The sequence below is a fragment of the Pedobacter sp. 05T44 genome, assembly GCF_056395985.1.
Map to the genome: position 1 here is coordinate 41,696 of NZ_JBFTKO010000008.1, position 21,104 is coordinate 62,799.

The 21,104-nt window shown below is 38.8% G+C and carries 17 protein-coding genes; 9 read left to right on the forward strand and 8 right to left on the reverse strand.

The window, feature by feature from the left end:
* Positions 1-4: 4 nt before the first annotated feature.
* Both AC1DDK_RS13950 and AC1DDK_RS13955 read left to right on the forward strand, forming a co-directional pair.
* A complete protein-coding gene (locus tag AC1DDK_RS13950; protein WP_172661887.1) occupies positions 5-583 on the forward strand; it encodes an RNA polymerase sigma factor in 579 nt (192 codons plus the stop codon).
* A complete protein-coding gene (locus AC1DDK_RS13955) occupies positions 576-1,682 on the forward strand; it encodes a hypothetical protein (RefSeq protein WP_216854419.1) in 1,107 nt (368 codons plus the stop codon). The genes AC1DDK_RS13950 and AC1DDK_RS13955 overlap by 8 nt, the downstream gene beginning before the upstream one ends.
* Here AC1DDK_RS13955 and AC1DDK_RS13960 read toward each other — a convergent pair.
* From AC1DDK_RS13960 to AC1DDK_RS13980, 5 genes are all read right to left on the reverse strand, one after another.
* Positions 1,679-2,689: an inorganic phosphate transporter gene (locus AC1DDK_RS13960; RefSeq protein WP_477633947.1), complete on the reverse strand. Its 1,011-nt coding sequence runs from the start codon at positions 2,687-2,689 to the stop codon at positions 1,679-1,681. The two genes, AC1DDK_RS13955 and AC1DDK_RS13960, sit on opposite strands and share 4 nt — an antisense overlap.
* 11 nt (positions 2,690-2,700) lie before the next feature.
* On the reverse strand, positions 2,701-3,342 hold the full coding sequence (locus AC1DDK_RS13965; protein WP_048907832.1) for a DUF47 domain-containing protein: 642 nt from the start codon (positions 3,340-3,342) through the stop codon (positions 2,701-2,703).
* Positions 3,343-3,426: 84 nt separating this feature from the next.
* Positions 3,427-4,455 carry a sensor histidine kinase gene (locus AC1DDK_RS13970; protein WP_172661818.1) on the reverse strand — a complete coding sequence of 343 codons (1,029 nt, stop codon included), beginning with the start codon at positions 4,453-4,455 and terminating at the stop codon, positions 3,427-3,429.
* Positions 4,456-4,517: 62 nt separating this feature from the next.
* The gene (locus tag AC1DDK_RS13975) at positions 4,518-5,165 is read right to left on the reverse strand and encodes an HD domain-containing protein (RefSeq protein WP_172661817.1); all 648 of its coding nucleotides are present in this window, start codon (positions 5,163-5,165) and stop codon (positions 4,518-4,520) included.
* Between the two features lie 4 nt (positions 5,166-5,169).
* Complete coding sequence (locus AC1DDK_RS13980) at positions 5,170-6,357, reverse strand: THUMP domain-containing class I SAM-dependent RNA methyltransferase (RefSeq protein ID WP_172661816.1); 1,188 nt, start codon at positions 6,355-6,357, stop codon at positions 5,170-5,172.
* 72 nt (positions 6,358-6,429) lie between these two features.
* On the opposite strand from AC1DDK_RS13980, the gene AC1DDK_RS13985 reads away from it, so the two are divergent.
* From AC1DDK_RS13985 to AC1DDK_RS13995, 3 genes are all read left to right on the forward strand, one after another.
* A complete protein-coding gene (locus AC1DDK_RS13985; RefSeq protein WP_068887713.1) occupies positions 6,430-6,795 on the forward strand; it encodes a DUF3127 domain-containing protein in 366 nt (121 codons plus the stop codon).
* A gap of 363 nt (positions 6,796-7,158) precedes the next feature.
* Positions 7,159-9,000 carry a sensor histidine kinase gene (locus tag AC1DDK_RS13990; protein WP_172661815.1) on the forward strand — a complete coding sequence of 614 codons (1,842 nt, stop codon included), beginning with the start codon at positions 7,159-7,161 and terminating at the stop codon, positions 8,998-9,000.
* A gap of 10 nt (positions 9,001-9,010) precedes the next feature.
* Positions 9,011-9,706, forward strand: coding sequence for a response regulator transcription factor (locus AC1DDK_RS13995; protein ID WP_172661814.1), 696 nt, complete (start codon positions 9,011-9,013; stop codon positions 9,704-9,706).
* Here AC1DDK_RS13995 and AC1DDK_RS14000 read toward each other — a convergent pair.
* Positions 9,703-10,479: a GLPGLI family protein gene (locus tag AC1DDK_RS14000; protein WP_337717297.1), complete on the reverse strand. Its 777-nt coding sequence runs from the start codon at positions 10,477-10,479 to the stop codon at positions 9,703-9,705. The genes AC1DDK_RS13995 and AC1DDK_RS14000 overlap by 4 nt on opposite strands.
* Positions 10,480-10,483: 4 nt before the next feature.
* Positions 10,484-13,291 carry an outer membrane beta-barrel family protein gene (locus AC1DDK_RS14005; RefSeq protein WP_288884285.1) on the reverse strand — a complete coding sequence of 936 codons (2,808 nt, stop codon included), beginning with the start codon at positions 13,289-13,291 and terminating at the stop codon, positions 10,484-10,486.
* Positions 13,292-13,442: 151 nt separating this feature from the next.
* Here AC1DDK_RS14005 and AC1DDK_RS14010 point away from each other — a divergent pair, with 151 nt between their 5' ends.
* Positions 13,443-15,737: a helix-turn-helix domain-containing protein gene (locus tag AC1DDK_RS14010; RefSeq protein ID WP_288884286.1), complete on the forward strand. Its 2,295-nt coding sequence runs from the start codon at positions 13,443-13,445 to the stop codon at positions 15,735-15,737.
* Positions 15,738-15,742: 5 nt separating this feature from the next.
* Here the strand turns inward: AC1DDK_RS14010 and dapF are convergent, their stop codons facing one another.
* Positions 15,743-16,528, reverse strand: coding sequence for a diaminopimelate epimerase (gene dapF, locus AC1DDK_RS14015; RefSeq protein WP_288884290.1), 786 nt, complete (start codon positions 16,526-16,528; stop codon positions 15,743-15,745).
* Between the two features lie 174 nt (positions 16,529-16,702).
* Here dapF and AC1DDK_RS14020 point away from each other — a divergent pair, with 174 nt between their 5' ends.
* The 3 genes from AC1DDK_RS14020 to AC1DDK_RS14030 all read left to right on the forward strand — a co-directional run bounded on the left by AC1DDK_RS14020 (position 16,703) and on the right by AC1DDK_RS14030 (position 21,081).
* Complete coding sequence (locus AC1DDK_RS14020) at positions 16,703-18,226, forward strand: Do family serine endopeptidase (RefSeq protein ID WP_288884287.1); 1,524 nt, start codon at positions 16,703-16,705, stop codon at positions 18,224-18,226.
* 170 nt (positions 18,227-18,396) lie between these two features.
* Entirely contained in the window at positions 18,397-19,077 is a 681-nt protein-coding gene (locus tag AC1DDK_RS14025) for a succinate dehydrogenase cytochrome b subunit (RefSeq protein ID WP_172661809.1), read from the forward strand.
* 24 nt (positions 19,078-19,101) lie between these two features.
* Positions 19,102-21,081, forward strand: a complete 1,980-nt coding sequence (locus AC1DDK_RS14030; RefSeq protein WP_288884288.1) for a fumarate reductase/succinate dehydrogenase flavoprotein subunit — start codon at positions 19,102-19,104, stop codon at positions 21,079-21,081.
* Positions 21,082-21,104: the final 23 nt, after the last annotated feature.

Consider the following 21,104-nt stretch of genomic DNA (forward strand, 5'->3'; position numbering starts at 1 on the left):
CCCTTTGAAGTTCATAAAGAATAACGCCAAAATCCAGGAGCAGGACGACACTGCTTTAATTACGCGCTATAGGCAAAGCGGTGATCTGGAACCATTGGGTATACTTTATAACAAGTATATGCACCTTGTATTTGGTGTGTGTTTAAACTATTTAAAAGACGAGGAGCAAAGTAAAGATGCAGTAATGCAGATTTTTGAAGAACTTGTGGTTAAGCTCAAAATTCACGAAGTACAGAACTTTAAAAGTTGGTTGCATGTATTATCTCGTAACCATTGCTTAATGGCCCTTCGTAAGAATTCAAAAAATACAACCGTTTCATTAGAAGATACTTTTGTGGAAAACACAGATTTTGTGCATCTTGATATTGATGATACAAAAGAGACTAAACTTACCGTTATGGAAAAGTGTATGGAAACACTTCCCGAAGAACAGCGCGTAAGTGTAGACTTGTTCTATCTGCAAGAGAAATGTTATAAAGAAGTAGCGGATATTACCGGCTACGATATGCTAAAAGTTAAGAGCTATATCCAGAACGGTAAAAGGAACTTAAAAATTTGTATAGAAAAGAATAGTGGTGAATAACGATTGGTTAGATATAGCAGTTTTAGAAGATTATCTTGATGGTAAGCTTGATGCAAAGACTATGAACAGGGTAGAGCGTGAAGCGCTCGAGGATCCTTTCGTAGCCGAAGCGCTGGCTGGCTTAAGCATGTCGCCTAAGCGATCTCTTGAATCCCTTTCTTTGCTTCAAAAGCAATTGCATGAACGTGTTGCAGAGCATCATTCTGCTAAAAAAGCAACAGTAATAACTTGGCAACGCCTAAGTATTGCCGCTGCTGCTGCTGTGATATTTATTTCTGTTGGAATTATTTTCTGGATGAAACAGGTGAATTATCAGGAGATGGCATCCAAAAGACCTAAAAAGATTGATGTAAACATAGCTCCAAAGCCGAGCAGCGATAGTGTGATCGAAAATGCAGATGCCGTAGCCACACTTAAAACAGAAAGTACAGATAAAGCTTCTTCTGAAATTGATAAAGCAATAAAAGCAGCCAAAACTAACAGTTATGCTGCCAATTCAAAGCCTAAATCAAAATCCATTGCAAACAGTACTGAACCAACGCCGATTGCTGAGGCAACTTTAGCAGCAGCTCCAGCATCAGCAGCAAGGGTATCAGATGATTCAAGTGCTGCATTAAATGAAGTTGTTGTTGCTGCTTATGGGAAAAAAACTGCTAAGCAAGCCTTAGGTGCACCTGGAGTAAAAGGTACCGTAAGAATTAGAGGGCTTGCAACCCCTCAAAAAGAATTTGATGATACCTATGCCGTGAGGTTCACAATCAATAGCAAAGATATTAATGATATTCCAGTTGCCCGTCAAAACCAGTTACTGCAGAGTGTAGCTAAAGATTCAAAGTCTGAAACTACCCATCCTGTAATTGGGTGGCCAAAGTTCAACGGTTACCTTACTGAAAAAAATAGCTATATAACAGATGCGAAGAAAGGGCAGTCTGTTGAATTCAGATTTGAAATCAAAGATCTCAGACCTATAAATGTTGCCGTGATACGCGGCTTTTCAGAAAGATTCGATGAGGAAGTGATTCGCCTTATACAGACAGGGCCAGATTGGGATGTGCAGGACACTGCACATCCAATCGTATTTCTTACAATTGAGTTCTAAAAAAACAAATGTATAATTCCGTAAACAATTGCTGCTAGCGTTGCAGAAACCGGAATGGTTAATACCCATGCCCAAAGTAAGCTAACGGTAACTCCCCAGCGTACTGCCGATACTCTTTTTAACAAACCAACACCTACAATTGAACCTGTAATAGTGTGGGTTGTAGAAACCGGGATACCAAAGTGTTCCGTAATACCTAAGGTTACTGCACCTGCAGATTCTGCAGCTACACCCTCAAAAGCATTTACTTTAGTAATTTTAGAGCCCATAGTTTTTACAATTTTCCAGCCACCGCTCATGGTACCTAATGCAATTGCAGCATAACATGAAATAGGAATCCATTCAGGCATTGCATCTCCGGTGTGTAGTACATTTGCCGCAACCATAGAAACATAGATGATGCCCATTACTTTTTGAGCATCGTTACCACCATGTGTAAAGCTTAATGCAGCAGAAGAGATCAGCTGTAATCTTTTAAACCATTTCTCAGCTACAGAAGGCCGGGCATTTTTAGATATATGTAAAATGATAATGGATATAATAACCGAGATCACCATRCCAATTACGGGTGCCAGAACAATAAACGCAACCACTTTTAAAATGGGGGCAAGGTTAATTGCCGACATTACGCTTGCGCCTACCGTAGCCRCTTTAGCCATACCAGCACCAGCAAAACCACCAATCAGGGTGTGCGAGGAGCTTGAAGGGATACCAAACCACCATGTAAAAAGATTCCAGGTAATGGCGGCGATAAGACCAGCCAGGATAACTTCAAGCGTTATAAAATTCTCTACTACAGTTTTGGCTATAGTATTAGCCACTTTATGGTCTGTAAAGTAAAAATAAGCAGCAAAGTTAAATACTGCTGCCCATAGCACTGCCTGAAAAGGAGAAAGCACTTTTGTAGAAACGATAGTAGCAATTGAATTTGCCGCATCGTGAAAGCCATTTATATAATCGAATCCTATTGCGAGGACGATTACAACAACCAATAAGGTAGTTACCATTTTTTGAAGGTTTAAGCGTTCTTTACCAAAATAGATTCCAGCACATTAGCCGCATCTTCACATTTATCAGTAGCCATTTCAAGAGTTTGAAGAACCTCTTTTTGTTTGATCAATTCAATTGCGTTGGTTTCAAATTCAAACAAACGGGCTATTGCCAAATTACAAACGTAGTCAGCCTGATTTTCGCCGCTGTTAATCCTTACACAGGCATCAGCGATAACACGAATATTTTTAAAACTTCTTAATTCTTTAATTGCTTTATCCAAATCGGTACACATCTCTACCAATAATTCAGCAAGTTTGATCATTGCATCACCTACATTTTTAACATTGTATAATTCAATGTTACTAGCCGAAGCATGGATGTAATCTGCAATATCATCAACTGCACTGGCGAGCGCATGGATATCCTCCCTGTCAAAAGGAGTGATGAAGTTCTTGCTAAGTTCAAGGAAAATCGAATGGGTAATGTCATCACCTACGTGCTCTAAACGTTCAACTTCCTTAATGTATTCTTTTCTTTTTTCTGTATCAGTTGCACTTAATGCAAGCAATAGAGCTTCAGAAATTTTCAATACGTTACTTCCAGCCTGTTCAAATAGCGGTTGGAACTTTTTGTCTTTAGGGGTGAAGAACTTAAAAATACTATTCATCTTTTATAAAATATGATACAAAAGTATGAGTACAATGTTAAGTTAATGTTAAGTGTTAAGTTTTTTTAACTAAGCGGATTATGATTAGCCAACCTTTTCAAGTGTAAAGGCAAATGTTGTTCCGATCTGTAAAGTACTCCTTACAGATATGATTTGCTGATGGGCTTCAAGTATGTGTTTTACAATAGCCAACCCAAGTCCGGTACCACCTTCTTCTCTTGATCTGTGCGAGTCAATTCTATAAAAGCGCTCAAATAGGCGAGGCAGGTGTTTTTCGTCGATGCCTATGCCATCATCAGTTACCTCGATCAGATACTGATCGTGAAGTTCAAAGATCTTTATGGCAGTTGAACCACCATGTTCTCTGCCGTATTTTAGTGAATTCTGGATCAGGTTAATCATTACCTGTCTGATCTTTTCTCTATCTGCGTTTACAAAAGCAGGGTGTGTATATTTTTCTTTAAATGACAGTGTAATCTCTCTGAGTTTTGCCTTGTCTTCCAGACCTTCCATTACCTCTTTTGCAAGCAGCACAAAGTCAAATTTCTCATAGTTAATTGGAATCTCACCTGTTTCTAATTTGGAGATAGAGTCAAGATCATTTATTAAATAGCTTAACCTTTCAACATTCTTACCTGCCTTTGTTAAAAATTTAGCAGCCATTTCCGGATCATCCACAAGGCAATCCTGTAAGGTGTCTATGTAGCCCTGTATGGCAAAAAGAGGCGTTTTAAACTCATGCGAAACGTTAGACAGGAATTCCCTTCTGAATTGTTCCTGTTTCTTTAAAACATCAATTTCACGTTTTTTTGCCCCTGCCCATTCTTTTACTTCTTGTTCAACGTCATTAATTGGATCAGAGCTCACATATTCGCCAAGCGCATCTTTAAGGTCCTTTCCCAATTTTAAATTGTGGATAAGCTTATATATAAGAACTATTTTAGAGTAAATGTATTTTTCGAGCAGGTAGTAGAAAACAATAAAGCATGTTAAAAACGACACGCCAAATGACATCAGCATAAAATACCAGCTATGCTGAAAGTAGAAATTTACAAGACCTATCGAAATACCAACTGCTAATGCTGCAATTAAAACTAATACACTTAATTTCATTMTTTTACTCAAATTAACTGTAAGATAGAGCGCTTACAGGGTGCAGGCAATTTACAATTATTTTATTTCATTCCTGCCCACTCGTCATAAAACTGATCAAGATATTCTTGCATAAAATTATGACGTTTTTGAGCTATGTTTTTTCCTGCCGGAGTTTTCATTAAATCTTTAAGTAAAAAGAGTTTTTCGTAGAAATGGTTAATGGTAGGGCCGGTACTATTTTTATATTCTTCCTTACTCATACTCAGGTTGGGCTTAATCTCCGGATCGTAAAGCACCCGGTTTTTATAACCTCCGTAAGTAAATGCACGGGCAATTCCGATGGCGCCAATAGCATCCAATCTGTCTGCATCCTGCACAATGTCAAGTTCCTTTGAATGAAATGTCACAATGCCTAAGCTGGCTTTGTAGCTTAGGTTGATGATGATCTGTTTTACATGTTCAATGATTGATGGATCAACGTTAATACTTTCAAGGAATTCACCTGCTATACGTGGGCCGATTTCCTCATCGCCGTCATTAAATTTAGGATCTGCAATATCGTGCAGCAAGGCTGCCAGTGCAACAATTAATTCGTCGCCTTTTTCTTGCGCATTAATGGTTAAAGCTGTTTTGTAGACACGTTCTATATGGAACCAATCGTGGCCTGCTTCTGCATCTGCAAGCGTTTCCTTAACAAATTGAATAGTTTTTTTGATTATTGGATCCATTGGCCTATTCCTTAATGAGCCTTTCGCCTTCAGGTCTTCTTGTGCCATCGTACAACTCGTATTCGAGCATACGACAGTCTAGTTTTCCATTGTAGAATTCTATTTTACGTGTGGCTTTTAATCCGATTTTTTTGGCAAGATCAGGATTTCCTGTAAAGATATATCCAAAATATCCTTTGCATTCCTGCTTCATAAAATCACCCATACGTTTGTAGGTTGATTCCAGTTTAGAATGTACACCTAGGCGCTCGCCATATTCCGGATTAAATACTACTACACCCTTGCCTCCTTCGGGAACTTGTGTTTCAGCAAAATCACATACCTCGAAGGTGATCAATGTATCCACACCTGCTGTTTTAGCATTTCTACGACTTACATCTACAGCGTCTTCAGAAATATCGGTAGCGATGATCTGAAGATCAGCATTTTTTACCACCTGATCTTTCAGGATTCTTCTTTCAGCAAAAAATACTTGTTCATCGTAGCCAATAATGTGCATAAAGCCATAGTTCATTCTAAATAAACCTGGTCTGCGATTGGTTGCAATAAGAGCGGCTTCTATAGCCAATGTTCCGGAACCACACATTGGGTTTACAAAAGGAGACTTCTGATCCCATTTAGTGCTTAATACTGTTGCTGCAGCAAGTGCTTCCAGCATTGGGGCTTTTCCCGGAATTTTACGGTATCCGTGTTTAGCAAGTGTTTCGCCAGAAGTATCAATAAATACGTCGGCATCATTATCTTTCCAGTATAGATGAATTACAGCTTTATTGGCATCAGAACCTGAATTCGGACGGATACCTTTCTTGTCTTTAATGCGGTCAACTATTGCATCTTTTACCTTTAAGTTGGCAAAAAGAGGAGTGGTAATAGTTGGGTTATCAACATTTGAGGTAACAGAAAAATAACCTGAAAAATCAATTAACTCTTCCCATGGCATCTCCACCATTTCGCGGTAAAGCTCTTCCGGATTTGCTGCTTTAAAACTCTTTAAGCAGTATAAAATCTGGCTGGCGCACCTTAAATTCAAATTTAATCGAATACATTCAGACAAAGTGATGTCTAATTCTAAGCCTGTAGAGAAATCTCTTACTATGTCATAGCCAAGGGCTTTAACTTCTTCTAGTAAATACGGCGACAGACGCTTGTTGCAGGTTATGATAACCTTACTTTTTGTGTGGAAAACTTGCATAATTAATTGTACGAAGTTATCAATAAAAATATAGAGATTTGAACTTCGTAGTAGAATAAAATAGTATTTGTTATGGAATTAAAAGGAAAAGTGCATGAAATTGGTGCATTACAGCAGGTGAGTGAGACTTTTAAGAAACGCGACCTTATCATAGAATATGCAGAAAACCCTACTTATCCTGAATACATCAGGTTTGAGGCTTTACAAGATAAAACAGCTTTGTTTGATAGCTTAAAACCAGGCGATGATGTAGAAGTAGCATTTAATTTACGTGGTCGTCCGTGGACTGATAAAACCGGAAAAACATCTTATTTTAACAGTTTAGTAGTATGGCGTATTAATGCATTAACAAACAGTGCAGCGGCATCTACTCCAGAATATGCTCCGCCAGCTGATTTAAACAGCGCACCGGGCGAGGAAGATGATCTTCCTTTTTAAAAGATCTTTTTTAAATAAACAAATTGACCACCGTGCCGTCCTGATTCAGGGCGGCACTTTTTTTTTGCACAGACCGCGGCTCCTAGCCACATTGGTAGGATCAAACTTAGGCCTGCGTTAAGGCTGGTTCGAGACTTCTTCGGGAAAAGGTACCTGTTTTCCGAAGAAATGTGCTTCCAGTCCTTATTCTGCCTTGATTCTGTCCAAGCCGAAGTGCCTGTTTAAACATATCAAATAGCGAATCATGGTGAGTAAACTTTGAAAGGTTCATAGACATGAAGGCAGATATTGCCTGATTTGACTGTTAAAATTTGTTAAATTAAAGCTTTTGTGTTAATGCTTCGTTAATTTTGAATATCCGATATGAAAAAAAGAAGCCTTTGGTTAATCACCGGCCTTATGACCATAGCTTTGCTTGGGGTGTTTGTAATGCAATTGTATTATATAAGGGAGGCATATAGTCTTAAATCACAGCTTTTTGAACAGGATGTAAATCAGGCACTTAATAGCGTAGTTAATAAAGTGCAAAAACGTAATGCAGCACTTTACATTACTAAAAGAGACCAGCAGTTGGAACGTGATCGCGAAGCAGAAGTTCGCAATCAGGCACAACAGCTGGTAGAATATAAGGAACGCTTTAAAGATCAGGAACAAAAACGATTACTTGAGCAGCGTAAATTAATTGTTGCCGATTTAAATCAGAATGATTTAGAGATTAAAAAGTCTTATGCCAACCCAATACTGATTACCGAAGCCGAATACCTTGCGGCATCTGATTTGAATAACCCACTGCAGTCGCCAGTGCACGTTGATGTGAATGTAGGTTTAGATGCCTACGGGAACCTGATCAACGGGCAATTCAGATCAACCTTTGTGCCGCAGGAAACAAAATCATTCATCATTGCTTCTAATCAGTTGCCCGATACAATCAGATACCATGCCGTTAACCCGGCAACAGGAAAAAGCGTGCTCATTAGTGTACCCACAGTAAGCAATGAGCTATCACGTAAATTTCAATTTGAAAATAACCTTGCCAAAAGAAGGTATGATGATGGATTGAATAGGCTGATGTCTGATACAATTCCCTTAAAAAGTGATTCTGATATTCTAACTCAGGTTAAAGATGTAGCGCAGGAGATGAGAGAAGCGAATGTCCCGCTCAGCAAGATGATATCAAAGGAAAGCCTGGATACATTAATTCAAAAGGAACTTTTAAATAGAAATATAACACTGAACTATGATTTCTGGGTTAGCCTTGCAGAAAAGGACTCGCTAGTATATGTAAAAGCTTCGACCAATATTGATAATGTGTTGCCTAAAAATACATTCAAGGCTACTCTTTATAGTTATATCATTAGAGATCCGGGAATGCTTTACATCAGTTTTCCCGACAAAAATTCTTTAATCCTTAGCAATATGTGGGCTACTATGGCCTCGTCTGCGGCCTTGTTATTTGTGCTGATCTTTATTTTTGCCTATACCATTTATGCAATAATGAAACAAAAAAAGATCTCGGAAATGAAAACGGATTTCATTAATAACATGACTCATGAATTTAAGACTCCGGTGGCTACAATTATGATTGCCAGCGAGGCACTCAAAGATCCGGAGATTGTTGAAGATAAAAACCGCATCAGTAGATTAGCCGGTATTATATATGACGAGAATGTTCGTCTGGGGAATCATATAGAGCGGGTTTTAAGTATTGCAAGATTAGAGAAAAAGGAGTTAAAGCTGGAGCAGAGTGAAGTTGATGTTAATGATGTTGTTGCTGCAGTTGTAGATAGTATGGAGCTTCAGTTACAAAAAAGAAATGCTGCAATTAACCTAAACCTGAATGCTGGAAAATCTATCATTTATGGTGATGAACTACATCTCTCTAATGTAATTTACAACCTGGTCGATAATGCAAATAAGTATAGCGGAGAGATCCCTAAAATAAATATAAGTACAAGAAATACAGGTAAGCACCTGATTATTGAAGTTGCGGACGAAGGAATAGGGATGACTAAAGATCAGACCAAGCGTATTTTTGACCAGTTTTATAGGGTGCCAACAGGTAACTTACATGACGTAAAAGGCTTTGGTTTAGGACTGAACTATGTGCAGGACATCATTAATCAGATGGGTGGAACAATAAAGGTGCATAGTGAAAAGGATAAAGGAACTGTGTTTGAAATAAGCTTACCATTAAACCATAATTAACGACACACACATGAAAAGAATTTTATTGGTAGAAGATGATCCGAATTTAGGGCTTCTCTTACAGGATTACCTACAGCTTAAAGGCAAATTTGATGTTGTACTGTGTGTTGATGGTGACGAAGGGTTAAGGGCTTTTACAAAGCAGGATTTTGATCTGTGCATACTTGATGTGATGATGCCTAAAAAGGATGGATTTACGTTAGGTAAAGAGATTAGAAAGATCAATCAGGATGTGCCTATTATTTTTGCAACAGCCAAGGCCATGATGGAAGATAAAGCATCGGCATATGACCTGGGTGGAGATGATTACATCACAAAGCCATTTAGAATTGAAGAGTTGCTTTTAAGAATAAATGCGCTGTTAAAGCGGGTAGCGGTAAAGGAAACACCAGAATCAGGAGCAGCTCAGACACTGTTTCAAATTGGCGACTATAGCTTTGACTATACAACCCAACTTATAGATTATAAAGGACAACAGCAAAAGCTGTCGACAAAGGAGGCCGAATTGCTTCAGCTGTTATGCTTAAAGAAGAATGCTGTTCTTACCAGAGAGGAAGCGCTGTTGAGTATCTGGCATGACGACAACTACTTTAACGGTCGTAGTATGGATGTGTTTTTAAGTAAACTAAGAAAATACCTTAGGGAAGACCCTAAGGTAGAGATTCTTAATGTTCATGGCAAGGGGTATAAGCTGCTTGTAAATTAAAGCAGGAAAGCCTTTAAGGCTGATTGGGCATAGTCTCCCCAATCCTTTAAAGCCGAATTTATAGTTTCTCTTAAGGTTTTATTGTTTACTGGTTTACCCTTGGTAGGTACCTTTAGTTCATTTGGGGTAACAGGCTTGTCTGTTACTGTTTTTGCAAACCATGTTATGTTTTCATGAGGAAGTGCAACACCAAGGATCATTCCCGGCAGGCCGGTAAATGATTCTGGCCCCCCGGATACAGGAATCTTATCGGTATAAAAGGCTACTACATAAATAGAATCTAAAATAACGGCATTTGCTCTGCGACATTCGTAGCCTGCTATAGTTCTTAGTTCGCTGGTAATTTTCCAATTTATTTTTCTTGTGGTATCTTTTACTAAAAACGTTTCTTCGTATACTACTTTCTGCGTGGTAAACAACCCTGAGGCAAGATCTGTATATATGGTATTGCTTTGCCCCGTTGATGGATCGCTAAAGAAATAATTTCTTGAATTATTTTCATCGGCTATGGGTGTATAAAGGGTTTTATCTTTAGAAAAGGCTAATGTGCTTTTTAATACCTTGAATTGTGACTGGTTTCTTTTGTATGCTTCGTACGCTTGTTGCATAAATCCGCTGGAGCTTTTTTCCATTTGTCTTTTCATTATAGCGAACATGTTAGAGCTCTTTTCGAATTCTATTACGCCATCTGTAGCAAACCTTACATTTTGTGCAAACAGGCTGCTTACATTTAATAAGAAGCAGAAGCTGAGTATAATTAGTTTGTGTTTCATATTCTTATTTTTTAGTAGGTGCTGATCCGCCCATTTTGCTGAAATCCCAGCTAATTGTGCACATAAAATATCTTTGTATAGTTGTATAGCTGTTTTGATTAACCATGTTGCCGCTGGCATATCTGCTGAAGCCTACGTTTTGGTTAAGTAAATCGTTTCCGGATAGTGAAACCCTTAGGTTTTCTTGTTTAAAGAACTTTTTGGTGATGCTTGCATTCCATATAAAGCGTTCCAGATCCTCGTTAAAGGTTTGTGTCTTTCCGGTGAATTGGTAATTACCATCAGAGCCAATTTGTATTTTGCCGGGTAGGTATATGTTAAAGTTTGCATTTCCCTGAAATCCCCAGCCCTTGTTGTTGGTGCTGTTTCTTGAAGAAGAGCTGATAACGTTGTAGCTTGGTCCTCCGGAAATCCGGAAATCAAACTTTTTCTCTTTGTATTTGGATATGTTCAAGCTTCCTGAATAACCATACGATTTGGTAGTGTTTAGCTCTGTTCTTACCGTGTCTGTTACTCTTGTATAATTTACATTTCCGTTTGAACTAAGGTTTAGGCCCACACTCATATCTATAGATTTGATCTTTCTGCTTGTTCCGAAATTGAAATAATAGTTGTACGGACTTTTGTCGCTTAGATTAATAGACTGATAAAAGTTTTTCCCAAGACGATCTGTTGTAGTGTGGTTTACTATCGGATTAGTGGTAAAAGAGTAGCTACTGCTAAAGTATACATATTGGTCGCTCAGTATTTTGTAAGAGTTGTAATACAAGTTAAGGCCGCTTCTGAAAGACGGTTTTAGATCGGGATTACCAATGGTTTCATTTAATGGATCTGTATTTACCCTAATTGGCTGAATCTGATCAATGCTAGGCTGGTTGGTATTGCCATAGTACCCGAAATACAGAGATTTTTGTTGAGAAAACCTGTATTGATAAGTAAATTGAGGGTTCCAGTTTGTAAAGTTTCTTTTAAAGGTTTTATCGGTATATGCATCGAATTGTTGAAACTTTACATCACTTACCTTGGTGCCAATATTTATTGTCGATTTATTTTTCTTGTAATTGAATGTTATTCCTCCCTGGTTCGAAAGCTGATCCAGGTCAAAGTTATTACTGAACTCTCTATCCAATTCGTCATACGCTCCTGATGCGGTTTGGTTAAATGATTTACGATCGGAATTGCTGTTGTTAACACCCAGACCATAGCTTAATGCAAGTGTTATTGTTTTGGATAGTGGCTCGGTGTAAGTAATGTTGGAGTTAAATGTTTGGTTGTGTGTGTTGTTGGTTTTGAATTGGTTTACTGATTCTGTTTGGGTTTTATCGCCAAGTTCATTAAAGAATTCGCTTGTTGAATTAAGGTGTCCTTCAGTTTGGTTTTCATTTACTGCTTGTTTAACATTTATTGAGAGGGTTCTTCCTTTCTTTTTTAACTTTTTAGTCCATAAGGCGCTTGCGTTGAATAGTTTCTGGTCGCCATCATTACTTAGCTCTCTGTCGGTCGAGTTTTGTAACGAATTGTCTCCCCTTAAGGTTGATGAGATAAAATTATCTCTTGTTTTACTGTTTTTTAATGTTCCATCAACCATTATTTTTAATGTTGATGTTGTGTCTAGCTTTATGGTATACGTAAAGTCTGCTTTTTGCCTGAACATCAGGTTGTCAAACTTTTGATGCGAACTGCTGTTTGTAACGCCGTTAGACAGGTTGTTTTGAGTGAGGTTATCCCTTGTTCCCTCAACACCAATTGAGCCTATTTTGTAGTTTGAGTTGATGGCATGTTTATCACTATCCCATTTGTTTTCATAATGCAGCCCACCGCTATGAGCTGATGGAATACCTTGCCCATTGTATTGTCCGTCGAAAGAGTCAAAGTCGTCGTTGTTCCCATAGAAATATATTCCACCATCATCGCTAAACTCCATATTATTGGATGAGCCTCCGTATTTATCTCTATCTCCCCAGCCTAACCCGGTTTGGCCGGTATTTCCTGATATGCCATAAGCAGAGAACTTTTGTTTCCCCTTAAACGCGTTAAACATGGCCTGGCTTTTATAGAATTTATCTGTGCCTAAGCCGCCTTCAACTTTTCCGAAGTAACCGTTTTTCTTGTCCTCCTTCAATTTTATATTAATGGTTTTTGTCTTTTCTCCATCGTCAATTCCTGTAAATGTTGCCTGGTCGCTTTTCTTGTCATAGAGCTGTACTTTATCAACCATATCGGCACGAAGGTTTTTGGTTACCAGAGTTGGGTCATCACCAAAAAATTCCTCGCCATCTACCAATACCTTTGGTACGGTTTGACCCTGCGCAGTAATTTTTCCGTCCTTATCGACCTGTATGCCGGGAAGTTGTTTAAGCAGGTCCTCTACTTTATCGTTGGGTTGTATGGTAAAGCTGGCGGCATTAAACTCGGTTGTGTCTCCCTTAATTTTAATTGCTGCGGCTTTTCCTTGTATAATTACCCCTTCAAGTAGGGTAGCTTTAAGGATTACGCTAATGTTGCCAAAGTCTTTAGTTGATTTGGCAGAGTCTAGAGCGAAATCTTCAATATAATCGGCATAACCAGGGTAGGTTACCATGAGGATGAATTTTCCAGCTTTTAGGTTGTTTAAAGCAAATGTGCCTTCGGGGGTGGCCCGTGTGTACTTTACAAGTGTGGAATCTTTTTGATTTAATACCGTTATTGTTGTGTTTACCATCTTATAGGTGGCAGCAGTATCTACTACAGCCCCCTTGATCGAATATTGGTTCTGAGCAAACAATAACATCGAACTGAACACCAGCAGGAGTGTTAGAGAGGTTAATTTCATATTAGGAGTTTTGTTGGGTACAAGATATAACTAAAAGTTTAGTAATGAAATTAGGGAATTGTTAAAGTTTGTTAAAGAATGTTAAAACGCAGATTGTAACGCATTTTTTACCGATTAGGTTTAAGTAGTAAGTTCTTATTAACTTTGTAGCATGTCGAATTCTGAAAGTGCTAATCCTGCGGAACTTGCTGCAAGGTTTGTGAATTATACTTCTAAGCATATATTCCTTACGGGAAAAGCAGGAACGGGTAAAACAACATTTCTAAGAAGGTTAATTGAGCTTACGCACAAGAAAGCTGTTATTGCTGCTCCTACAGGTATTGCTGCTATAAATGCAGCAGGCGTTACCATACATTCTTTGTTTCAGCTGCCTTTTGGAACCTATTTGCCAAAACAGCCGGATGCGGATGGAGATCACTACAATCAGCAATATAATACACCGAAATCTATTGTAAGGCATTTAAACATGACCGCAGCAAAACGTAAGGTTATTATTGATATGGAATTGCTGATTATTGATGAGGTGAGTATGTTGCGTGCAGATTTGCTGGATGCAATAGACATGATTTTACGTTATATCAGAAGAAACAATTCGGCAAGTTTTGGTGGAGTTCAGGTATTGTTTATTGGCGACCTGCATCAGTTACCCCCGGTTGTAAAATCGACTGAGTGGAATTTACTTGGGCAATTTTATAAAAGCGCTTATTTCTTTGATGCACTTGCTCTGCAAAACAATCCGCCGATATATATCGAGCTTGAAAAAATTTATAGGCAGGCCGATGAAGTTTTTATAAACCTGCTTAATAATTTACGTAATAATACGGTAACTGCGCAGGATGTAGCTTTGCTTGAAAAGTATTACAAGGCAGATTTTAAGCCCTCGATAAACGACAAATACATTACCTTAACTACACATAATAATAAGGCCGATACGCTGAATAAGCAAAGTCTTGAAGAGCTAAAGGCTGCTTCGTATTTATATGTGGCAAAAATTGAAGATGATTTTAGTGAGTATTCATATCCTGCAGAACATATTTTAGAGTTAAAGGTTGGGGCGCAGGTAATGTTTATTAAAAATGACCCAACTGGTGAGCAACGCTTCTTTAATGGTAAGATAGCCGTCGTTACTGCGTTAAAAACCGACCTGATTGAAGTGCAGGCAGAAGGCAGTAACGAAAAGATCATTCTGGAAAAATATACCTGGAAGAATATAAAGTATACTACTGATAAGGTTACAGGCGAAATTCATGAGGACTTGGCAGGTACTTTTACACAATATCCTCTTAAACTGGCCTGGGCAATTACAGTACACAAAAGTCAGGGTTTAACTTTTGAAAAGGCGATTATTGATATTGGGAATGCATTTGCGCCCGGACAGATATACGTGGCGCTTTCTCGTCTCCGTTCATTAGATGGTCTGATTCTTACCTCTCTTATCTCAGGATCGGGTATACGACAAGATCAGAATGTGTCTTTCTTTTCGAGAAATAAGCAGGAACCAGCCCGGCTGGAAGCGCAGATAAAGGAAGAAAGTGACGCGTTTTTGCGTTCTTATCTATTGCAGTGTTTTGATCTGAATCCGCTTGATAATTACGTTTACGACCACGTGCATTCTTATACCAAGGATATCAATAAATCTGCAAAGCAAAAACATCATAAATGGGCTGCACAGCTGTTAAAGGATCTAAGTGAGCTGAAGGCACATGCAAATAAATTTCTAGGACAAATACAACGACTGTCGCAACTTAAAACAGAAGAAGGGTTGTCTGCATTATTCGATAGAACTGTTGCAGCTGAGAACTATTTTAATCCTTTACTGTCCGGATTTTCAAAGAGGATCTTTGAACGAATGGAATTGGTAAAGCAGGATAAGCAAGTAGTGGCTTTTTTAACAGAGCTATTAGAGATGGAAGGGTTGTTTTATGAGCAGGTAAAGAAAATCAGTAAAGCAACGGCATTATTAAAGGCAACCATAAATGGTGTTGAATTTACCAAGAAGGATGTTAGTGAGCTCATTGATCAGGCAAAGAGAGCGTCTCAGATGGAAAAAGTATTTGCTATGCCGGGTAAGCTTGATTTTACAGAAAAGAAATCTAAGACCTCTAAGCCGAAATCGGGTGTTGGTAAAGCCAAGGTAGAAAAGGCACCTAAAGTTGATACCAAAGAGCTGTCGCTTGTATTATTAAAGGAGGGAAAAACGATAGCTGAAATTGCAGCCGAACGCAAAATGGTAATAGGGACTATTGAAGGGCATCTTGCACATTATGTTGCCAGGCAAGAGGTCTCGGCTAAAGATATTATTGGATCGAAAAAACTGGATAAAATACTGGATGCAATAACAGAGTTGAAAACCCTGCAGATGAGTCCCATTAGAGACTACCTTGGACGGGATTATTCTTTCGGGGAAATTAAGATAGGTGTAGCAGCTCATCTTGCAGAGAGATAGTATTGTTAAATACTAATCTCCCCTTCAAAAACTTGTTCGGCCGGACCACACAAGAATACATTGGTAAACTGTTTTCCATCGTAATCAAATTGGATTTTCAGATCTCCGCCAAGAACTTTAATTGGAGTTTCTATATGTCCAATTTGATGATTGTGCTGAGCCATTGATAGCGCAACAGCAGTTACACCGGTTCCACAGGCATAGGTTTCATCTTCTACACCTCTTTCAAAAGTGCGGACAAACAGGTAATCGCCTTTATCTTCTACGAAGTTTACATTGATTCCTTCTTTTTTATAAGTTTCGTTGTTTCTTATCGCCTTGCCGTTTTGATAAACATCGTAATCCTTTAAGTTTTGCATTTCTGCTACATAATGAGGCGATCCTGTATTTAGAACATACGCGTCGCCATCTTTATTAATGGTGTCGATGTCGATCATCTGGAGGTCTACCCAATTGCCTTCTTCTGAAATCTTGGCATAATGCGGCCCGTCAACTGCCAAAAAATCAGTCTCTTGATCAATTACACCCAGGTGTTTGGCAAACGCTACTATACATCTTCCCCCGTTTCCACACATACTGCCCAGGTTACCATCTGAATTAAAATAAAGCATTTCAAAATCGTAATCTGCATGGTTTTGTAAAAGCATTAAACCGTCTGCACCAATGCCAAAACGCCTGTTACAGAGTTGTAAAACAGCATTATTATCCGTATATTTAAAGGAAAGATCGCGATTATCAATCAGAATAAAATCGTTGCCAGCTCCCTGGTATTTGAAGAAGTGAATGTTCATCTTTAATGCGTGGTGTTCATTTAACATTTTTTAACAGTATTCGTGACTTATTTCAGATGCAAATATCGTTGATATGGTATTAAATTTGACTAAATCAATGAAAAGAAAAGCAATTGTAAGCAAATATGAGACTTGTATGAGTTTACAAAAGGAAATAAAATAAATAATATATAAATGAAAAGAATAGGATTAATAGTGTTGGCTGCATTTATAGGTGGTGCAGCTGCAATTGGTGGCTACAAATTGTTAGAACCAAAAACTGCTCAATTATCGTTTCAGGATCAGCAAAAAGTACTTTTTGCAAGTAATTCTAAGATCTCTTCGGCTGGGGCGGTTGATTTTGTTGAAGCGGCGGCTGCAGTTTCGCCTGCGGTAGTGCATATCAGAACCTCATATTCAGGCGGTAGTGGCGAGTCATCTCCAATGGATATGTTCGATGAGTTTTTTGGTGGAGGGGGCAGAAGAATGCAACGTGCACCAAGAGCAGCCTCCGGCTCTGGAGTAATATTGACTCCAGACGGTTATATCGTTACCAATAATCACGTGGTAGAAAATGCTGATAAAATTGAGGTGGTGTTGTCTGACAGACGCAAGGTGAGTGCTAAAGTGATCGGTAAAGATCCAAATACAGATTTGGCCCTTATAAAAGTAGATGCAACTGATTTGCCAGTTGTAAAAATGGGAAATTCTGATAATGTTCAGATTGGTGAGTGGGTATTGGCTGTAGGTTTCCCGCTTGATTTACAAACAACTGTTACAGCCGGTATTGTAAGTGCAAAAGCACGTAGCATAGGTATTTTGGCCAGAACTCAGGATCAGCCAACTCAGCAAGAGTATGATGAATACCAAAGAACAGGTAAATTGCCTACACGTACAAACAGCAGTATTGAATCTTTCATTCAGACAGATGCGGCTATTAATCCTGGAAACAGCGGGGGTGCGTTGGTAAATGCAAATGGTGAGTTAATTGGTATTAATGCAGCTATAGCATCACAAACTGGTACAAACGTGGGTTACGGCTTTGCTATTCCAATCAATTTGGCTAAAAAGATTCTTGATGATTTCAGAAAATTTGGTACAGTTAAGCGTGGCTATATAGGTGTAATGTTTGCTCCATTAGATGCGGATCAGGCTGAGAAATTCCAGATTAAGGAAAATACCGGACTTTATGTTACTGATGTAGTGCCTAGTAGCGGAGCAGCAGCTGCAGGTTTGCAAAAAGGAGACATCATTAAAAAGGTTGAAGGTGCTGTAATTTATGATTCACCAGATTTGCAAGAAAAAATTGGACGTTTAAGTCCTGGTGATAAAGTTCAGCTTACCTATCTAAGAGATGGTTCAGAGAAAAATGCTACCATTACTTTGAAAGGAGATAATACAGGTGGCGTTTCAACTAAAACTGCTTCGACAGGAAAAGCTACCGGAGCCAGCATTGGGAAACTTGGTGCTTCTTTTGCCCCAGCCCCAGCGGCGCTAAAAGCTAAGTATGGCGTTAAAAACGGAGTGGTTGTTACTGACATACAAGAAGGTAAGGTGTTTGATTCTATAGATATTCCTAAAGGAATGTTAATTACAACAGTAAACGGTAAACCCGTGAACAGTATTAAAGATGTAGAAGACGCATTGCCATCATCAAAAAATGGAATGACTACCATTTCAGGTGTTGGACCGAATGGGAATTACACATTCAGTTTCTAAGCTCATTTTTCTATAATTGGAACGGGGGATAACGAAAGTTGTTCTCCGTTTTTTATTTATCATAATATTGTAATATTAGAATGTTTCTAAATAGTCGATTTGTATCTGAAATTAACATATTAATTCTTTTATTAAATACTTTTGCACAACAGAACTAAAATATAATTCTAATGGCTAGTTTCGGAAACGCTTTTTCCTCATCTATAGGAAAAAAATTAATAATGGGTATCACCGGCCTGTTCCTTATCTCATTCCTTGTCGTGCATTGTTTCATCAATTCACTGATTATTGTTAATGACGGTGGCTTAACCTTTAATATGGGCGCACATTTTATGGGCACCAACTGGATAATCCGCGCAATGGAAGTTGTGTTGTTTGCAGGCTTGCTTGCTCACATTGTTCAAGGATTTAGGCTTGTTTTTCAAAACCGTGCTGCAAGACCTGAAAGGTATGCAGTGAACAATGGTGCCGCTAATAGTAAATGGTACTCCCGCTCTATGGGTTTATTGGGAACATTATTGTTGATATTCCTGATTGTTCATATTTCTAAATTCTGGGTAATGTCTCGTTTTACAGGAATTCCTACAGTAGATGCGAACGGAAACCACGACCTATTTGCTGTAATGGTAGAAACGTTTAAAAATCCGTGGTTGGTGTTACTTTATGTACTGGCAATGGTTTCATTAGCTTATCACCTATTACATGGTTTTTCTTCTGCATTTCAGACATTGGGCTGGAACCACAAGAAATATACTCCGCTCATCAAAGGATTCGGTTTTTGGTTTTCAATCATTATCCCTTTGATTTTTGCATTGATGCCCATTGTGATGTATCTGGGCTATATTAATTAATTTTTGATCTTAAGTTTAAATAACATGGCAGAATTAAATGCTCATATACCCGAAGGAGAATTAACCGATAAATGGACTAAATTACGTTCTTCTATGCCATTGGTTAATCCGGCCAATAAAAGAAGCATCGAAATAATTGTAGTAGGTTCCGGACTTGCTGGCGCCTCTGCGGCAGCAACCCTTGCAGAAATGGGTTATAAGGTTAAGTGTTTTTGTTTTCAGGATTCACCAAGAAGAGCGCACTCTATTGCAGCTCAAGGTGGTATCAATGCGGCAAAAAATTATCAGAATGATGGTGATAGTACTTATCGCTTGTTTTATGATACGATAAAAGGTGGTGATTACCGTGCCAGAGAGGCTAACGTACACCGTTTGGCTGAGGTAAGTGCTAATATTATAGATCAGTGTGTGGCACAAGGTGTGCCGTTGGCAAGAGAATATGGTGGTTTATTAGACAACCGTTCTTTTGGTGGTACACAAGTTCAAAGAACATTTTATGCTGCCGGACAAACCGGTCAGCAATTGCTTTTAGGAGCATATAGCGCTTTAGAGCGTCAGGTAGGTATGGGTAAAGTTGAAATGTTTACCCGTCATGAAATGCTCGAAGTTGTTGTAGTGGAAGGCAAAGCAAGAGGGATTATAGCGCGTAACTTACTTACCGGTGAGCTTGAGCGTCATTCAGGCCATGCTGTATTATTGTGTAGTGGTGGTTACGGAAACGTATTCTACTTGTCTACAAATGCAATGGGCAGTAACGTAACTGCAGCCTGGAAAGCGCACAAAAAGGGAGCTTTCTTTGGTAACCCATGTTACACTCAAATTCACCCTACTTGTATCCCGGTTTCGGGAGATCATCAGTCTAAACTGACCCTGATGTCTGAGTCGTTACGTAACGATGGACGTATTTGGGTTCCTAAGAAAAAAGACGATCCTCGTAAGGCTTCAGAAATTCCTGAAGATGAAAGAGATTATTATTTAGAGCGCAGATACCCTGCTTTCGGTAACCTTGTTCCTCGTGATGTTGCATCTCGTGCAGCTAAAGAGCGTTGTGATGCCGGTTACGGAGTGGGTAATTCTAAGCTTGCCGTTTATCTTGACTTTAAAGCAAATACAGAGCGTTACGGCCGAATTGAGGCTAGTAAGCACAATATCCACAATCCGGATAAAGAAACCTGTATGAAATTAGGTCGTGAGGTAATCAAAGAAAAATATGGTAACCTGTTTGATATGTACGCGCAAATCACCGGAGAAGATCCTTATGAATTGCCAATGCGTATTTATCCTGCTGTTCACTATACAATGGGTGGCTTATGGGTAGATTACAACTTAATGACTACTGTACCGGGCTTATATGCTTTAGGTGAGGCTAACTTCTCAGATCACGGAGCGAACCGTTTAGGAGCTTCGGCTTTAATGCAAGGTTTGGCTGATGGATATTTTGTTATCCCATATACTATTGGTGCTTATCTTTCAAAAGAACTGGCTACTAAACCAATTCCACAAGATCACCCGGCATTTGTAGAAGCTGAGGCAAGTGCCAAGGCGATTCTTGACAAGTTCTTGTCTATTAAAGGAACCAAATCTGTAGATCATTTCCATAAAAAATTAGGAAAGATCATGTGGGAGAAATGTGGTATGGCGCGTAATGAAAAAGGTCTGAAAGAAGGTATCGCTGAAATTCAGCAACTTCGTAAAGAGTTTTGGAGCGATTTACGTGTACCTGGCAGTGCAGATGAAATGAACCCAGAGCTTGAAAAAGCTGGTCGTGTGGCCGACTTTATTGAACTAGGTGAGTTGATGTGTATGGATGCATTGAATAGAAATGAATCATGTGGTGGTCACTTCAGAGAAGAGTATCAAACTGAAGAGGGAGAGGCATTACGTGATGATGAAAACTATGCTTATGTTGCTGCATGGGAATATAAAGGTGATGTAACTTTTGAACTTCATAAAGAAGAATTGAAGTTTGAAAATATCAAAGTTGCACAAAGAAGTTATAAATAGCTAAGTACTAAAATCTCAATATT

Excerpts from the sequence above, each read along its gene's own strand:
- AC1DDK_RS13965 (WP_048907832.1), bottom strand. The coding sequence starts at position 3,342 with ATGAATAGTATTTTTAAGTTCTTCACCCCTAAAGACAAAAAGTTCCAA.
- AC1DDK_RS13970 (WP_172661818.1), bottom strand. The coding sequence starts at position 4,455 with ATGAAATTAAGTGTATTAGTTTTAATTGCAGCATTAGCAGTTGGTATT.
- AC1DDK_RS13975 (WP_172661817.1), bottom strand. The coding sequence starts at position 5,165 with ATGGATCCAATAATCAAAAAAACTATTCAATTTGTTAAGGAAACGCTT.
- AC1DDK_RS13980 (WP_172661816.1), bottom strand. The coding sequence starts at position 6,357 with ATGCAAGTTTTCCACACAAAAAGTAAGGTTATCATAACCTGCAACAAG.
- AC1DDK_RS13985 (WP_068887713.1), top strand. The coding sequence starts at position 6,430 with ATGGAATTAAAAGGAAAAGTGCATGAAATTGGTGCATTACAGCAGGTG.
- AC1DDK_RS13990 (WP_172661815.1), top strand. The coding sequence starts at position 7,159 with ATGAAAAAAAGAAGCCTTTGGTTAATCACCGGCCTTATGACCATAGCT.
- AC1DDK_RS13995 (WP_172661814.1), top strand. The coding sequence starts at position 9,011 with ATGAAAAGAATTTTATTGGTAGAAGATGATCCGAATTTAGGGCTTCTC.
- AC1DDK_RS14000 (WP_337717297.1), bottom strand. The coding sequence starts at position 10,479 with ATGAAACACAAACTAATTATACTCAGCTTCTGCTTCTTATTAAATGTA.
- AC1DDK_RS14005 (WP_288884285.1), bottom strand. The coding sequence starts at position 13,291 with ATGAAATTAACCTCTCTAACACTCCTGCTGGTGTTCAGTTCGATGTTA.
- AC1DDK_RS14010 (WP_288884286.1), top strand. The coding sequence starts at position 13,443 with ATGTCGAATTCTGAAAGTGCTAATCCTGCGGAACTTGCTGCAAGGTTT.
- dapF (WP_288884290.1), bottom strand. The coding sequence starts at position 16,528 with ATGAACATTCACTTCTTCAAATACCAGGGAGCTGGCAACGATTTTATT.
- AC1DDK_RS14020 (WP_288884287.1), top strand. The coding sequence starts at position 16,703 with ATGAAAAGAATAGGATTAATAGTGTTGGCTGCATTTATAGGTGGTGCA.
- AC1DDK_RS14025 (WP_172661809.1), top strand. The coding sequence starts at position 18,397 with ATGGCTAGTTTCGGAAACGCTTTTTCCTCATCTATAGGAAAAAAATTA.
- AC1DDK_RS14030 (WP_288884288.1), top strand. The coding sequence starts at position 19,102 with ATGGCAGAATTAAATGCTCATATACCCGAAGGAGAATTAACCGATAAA.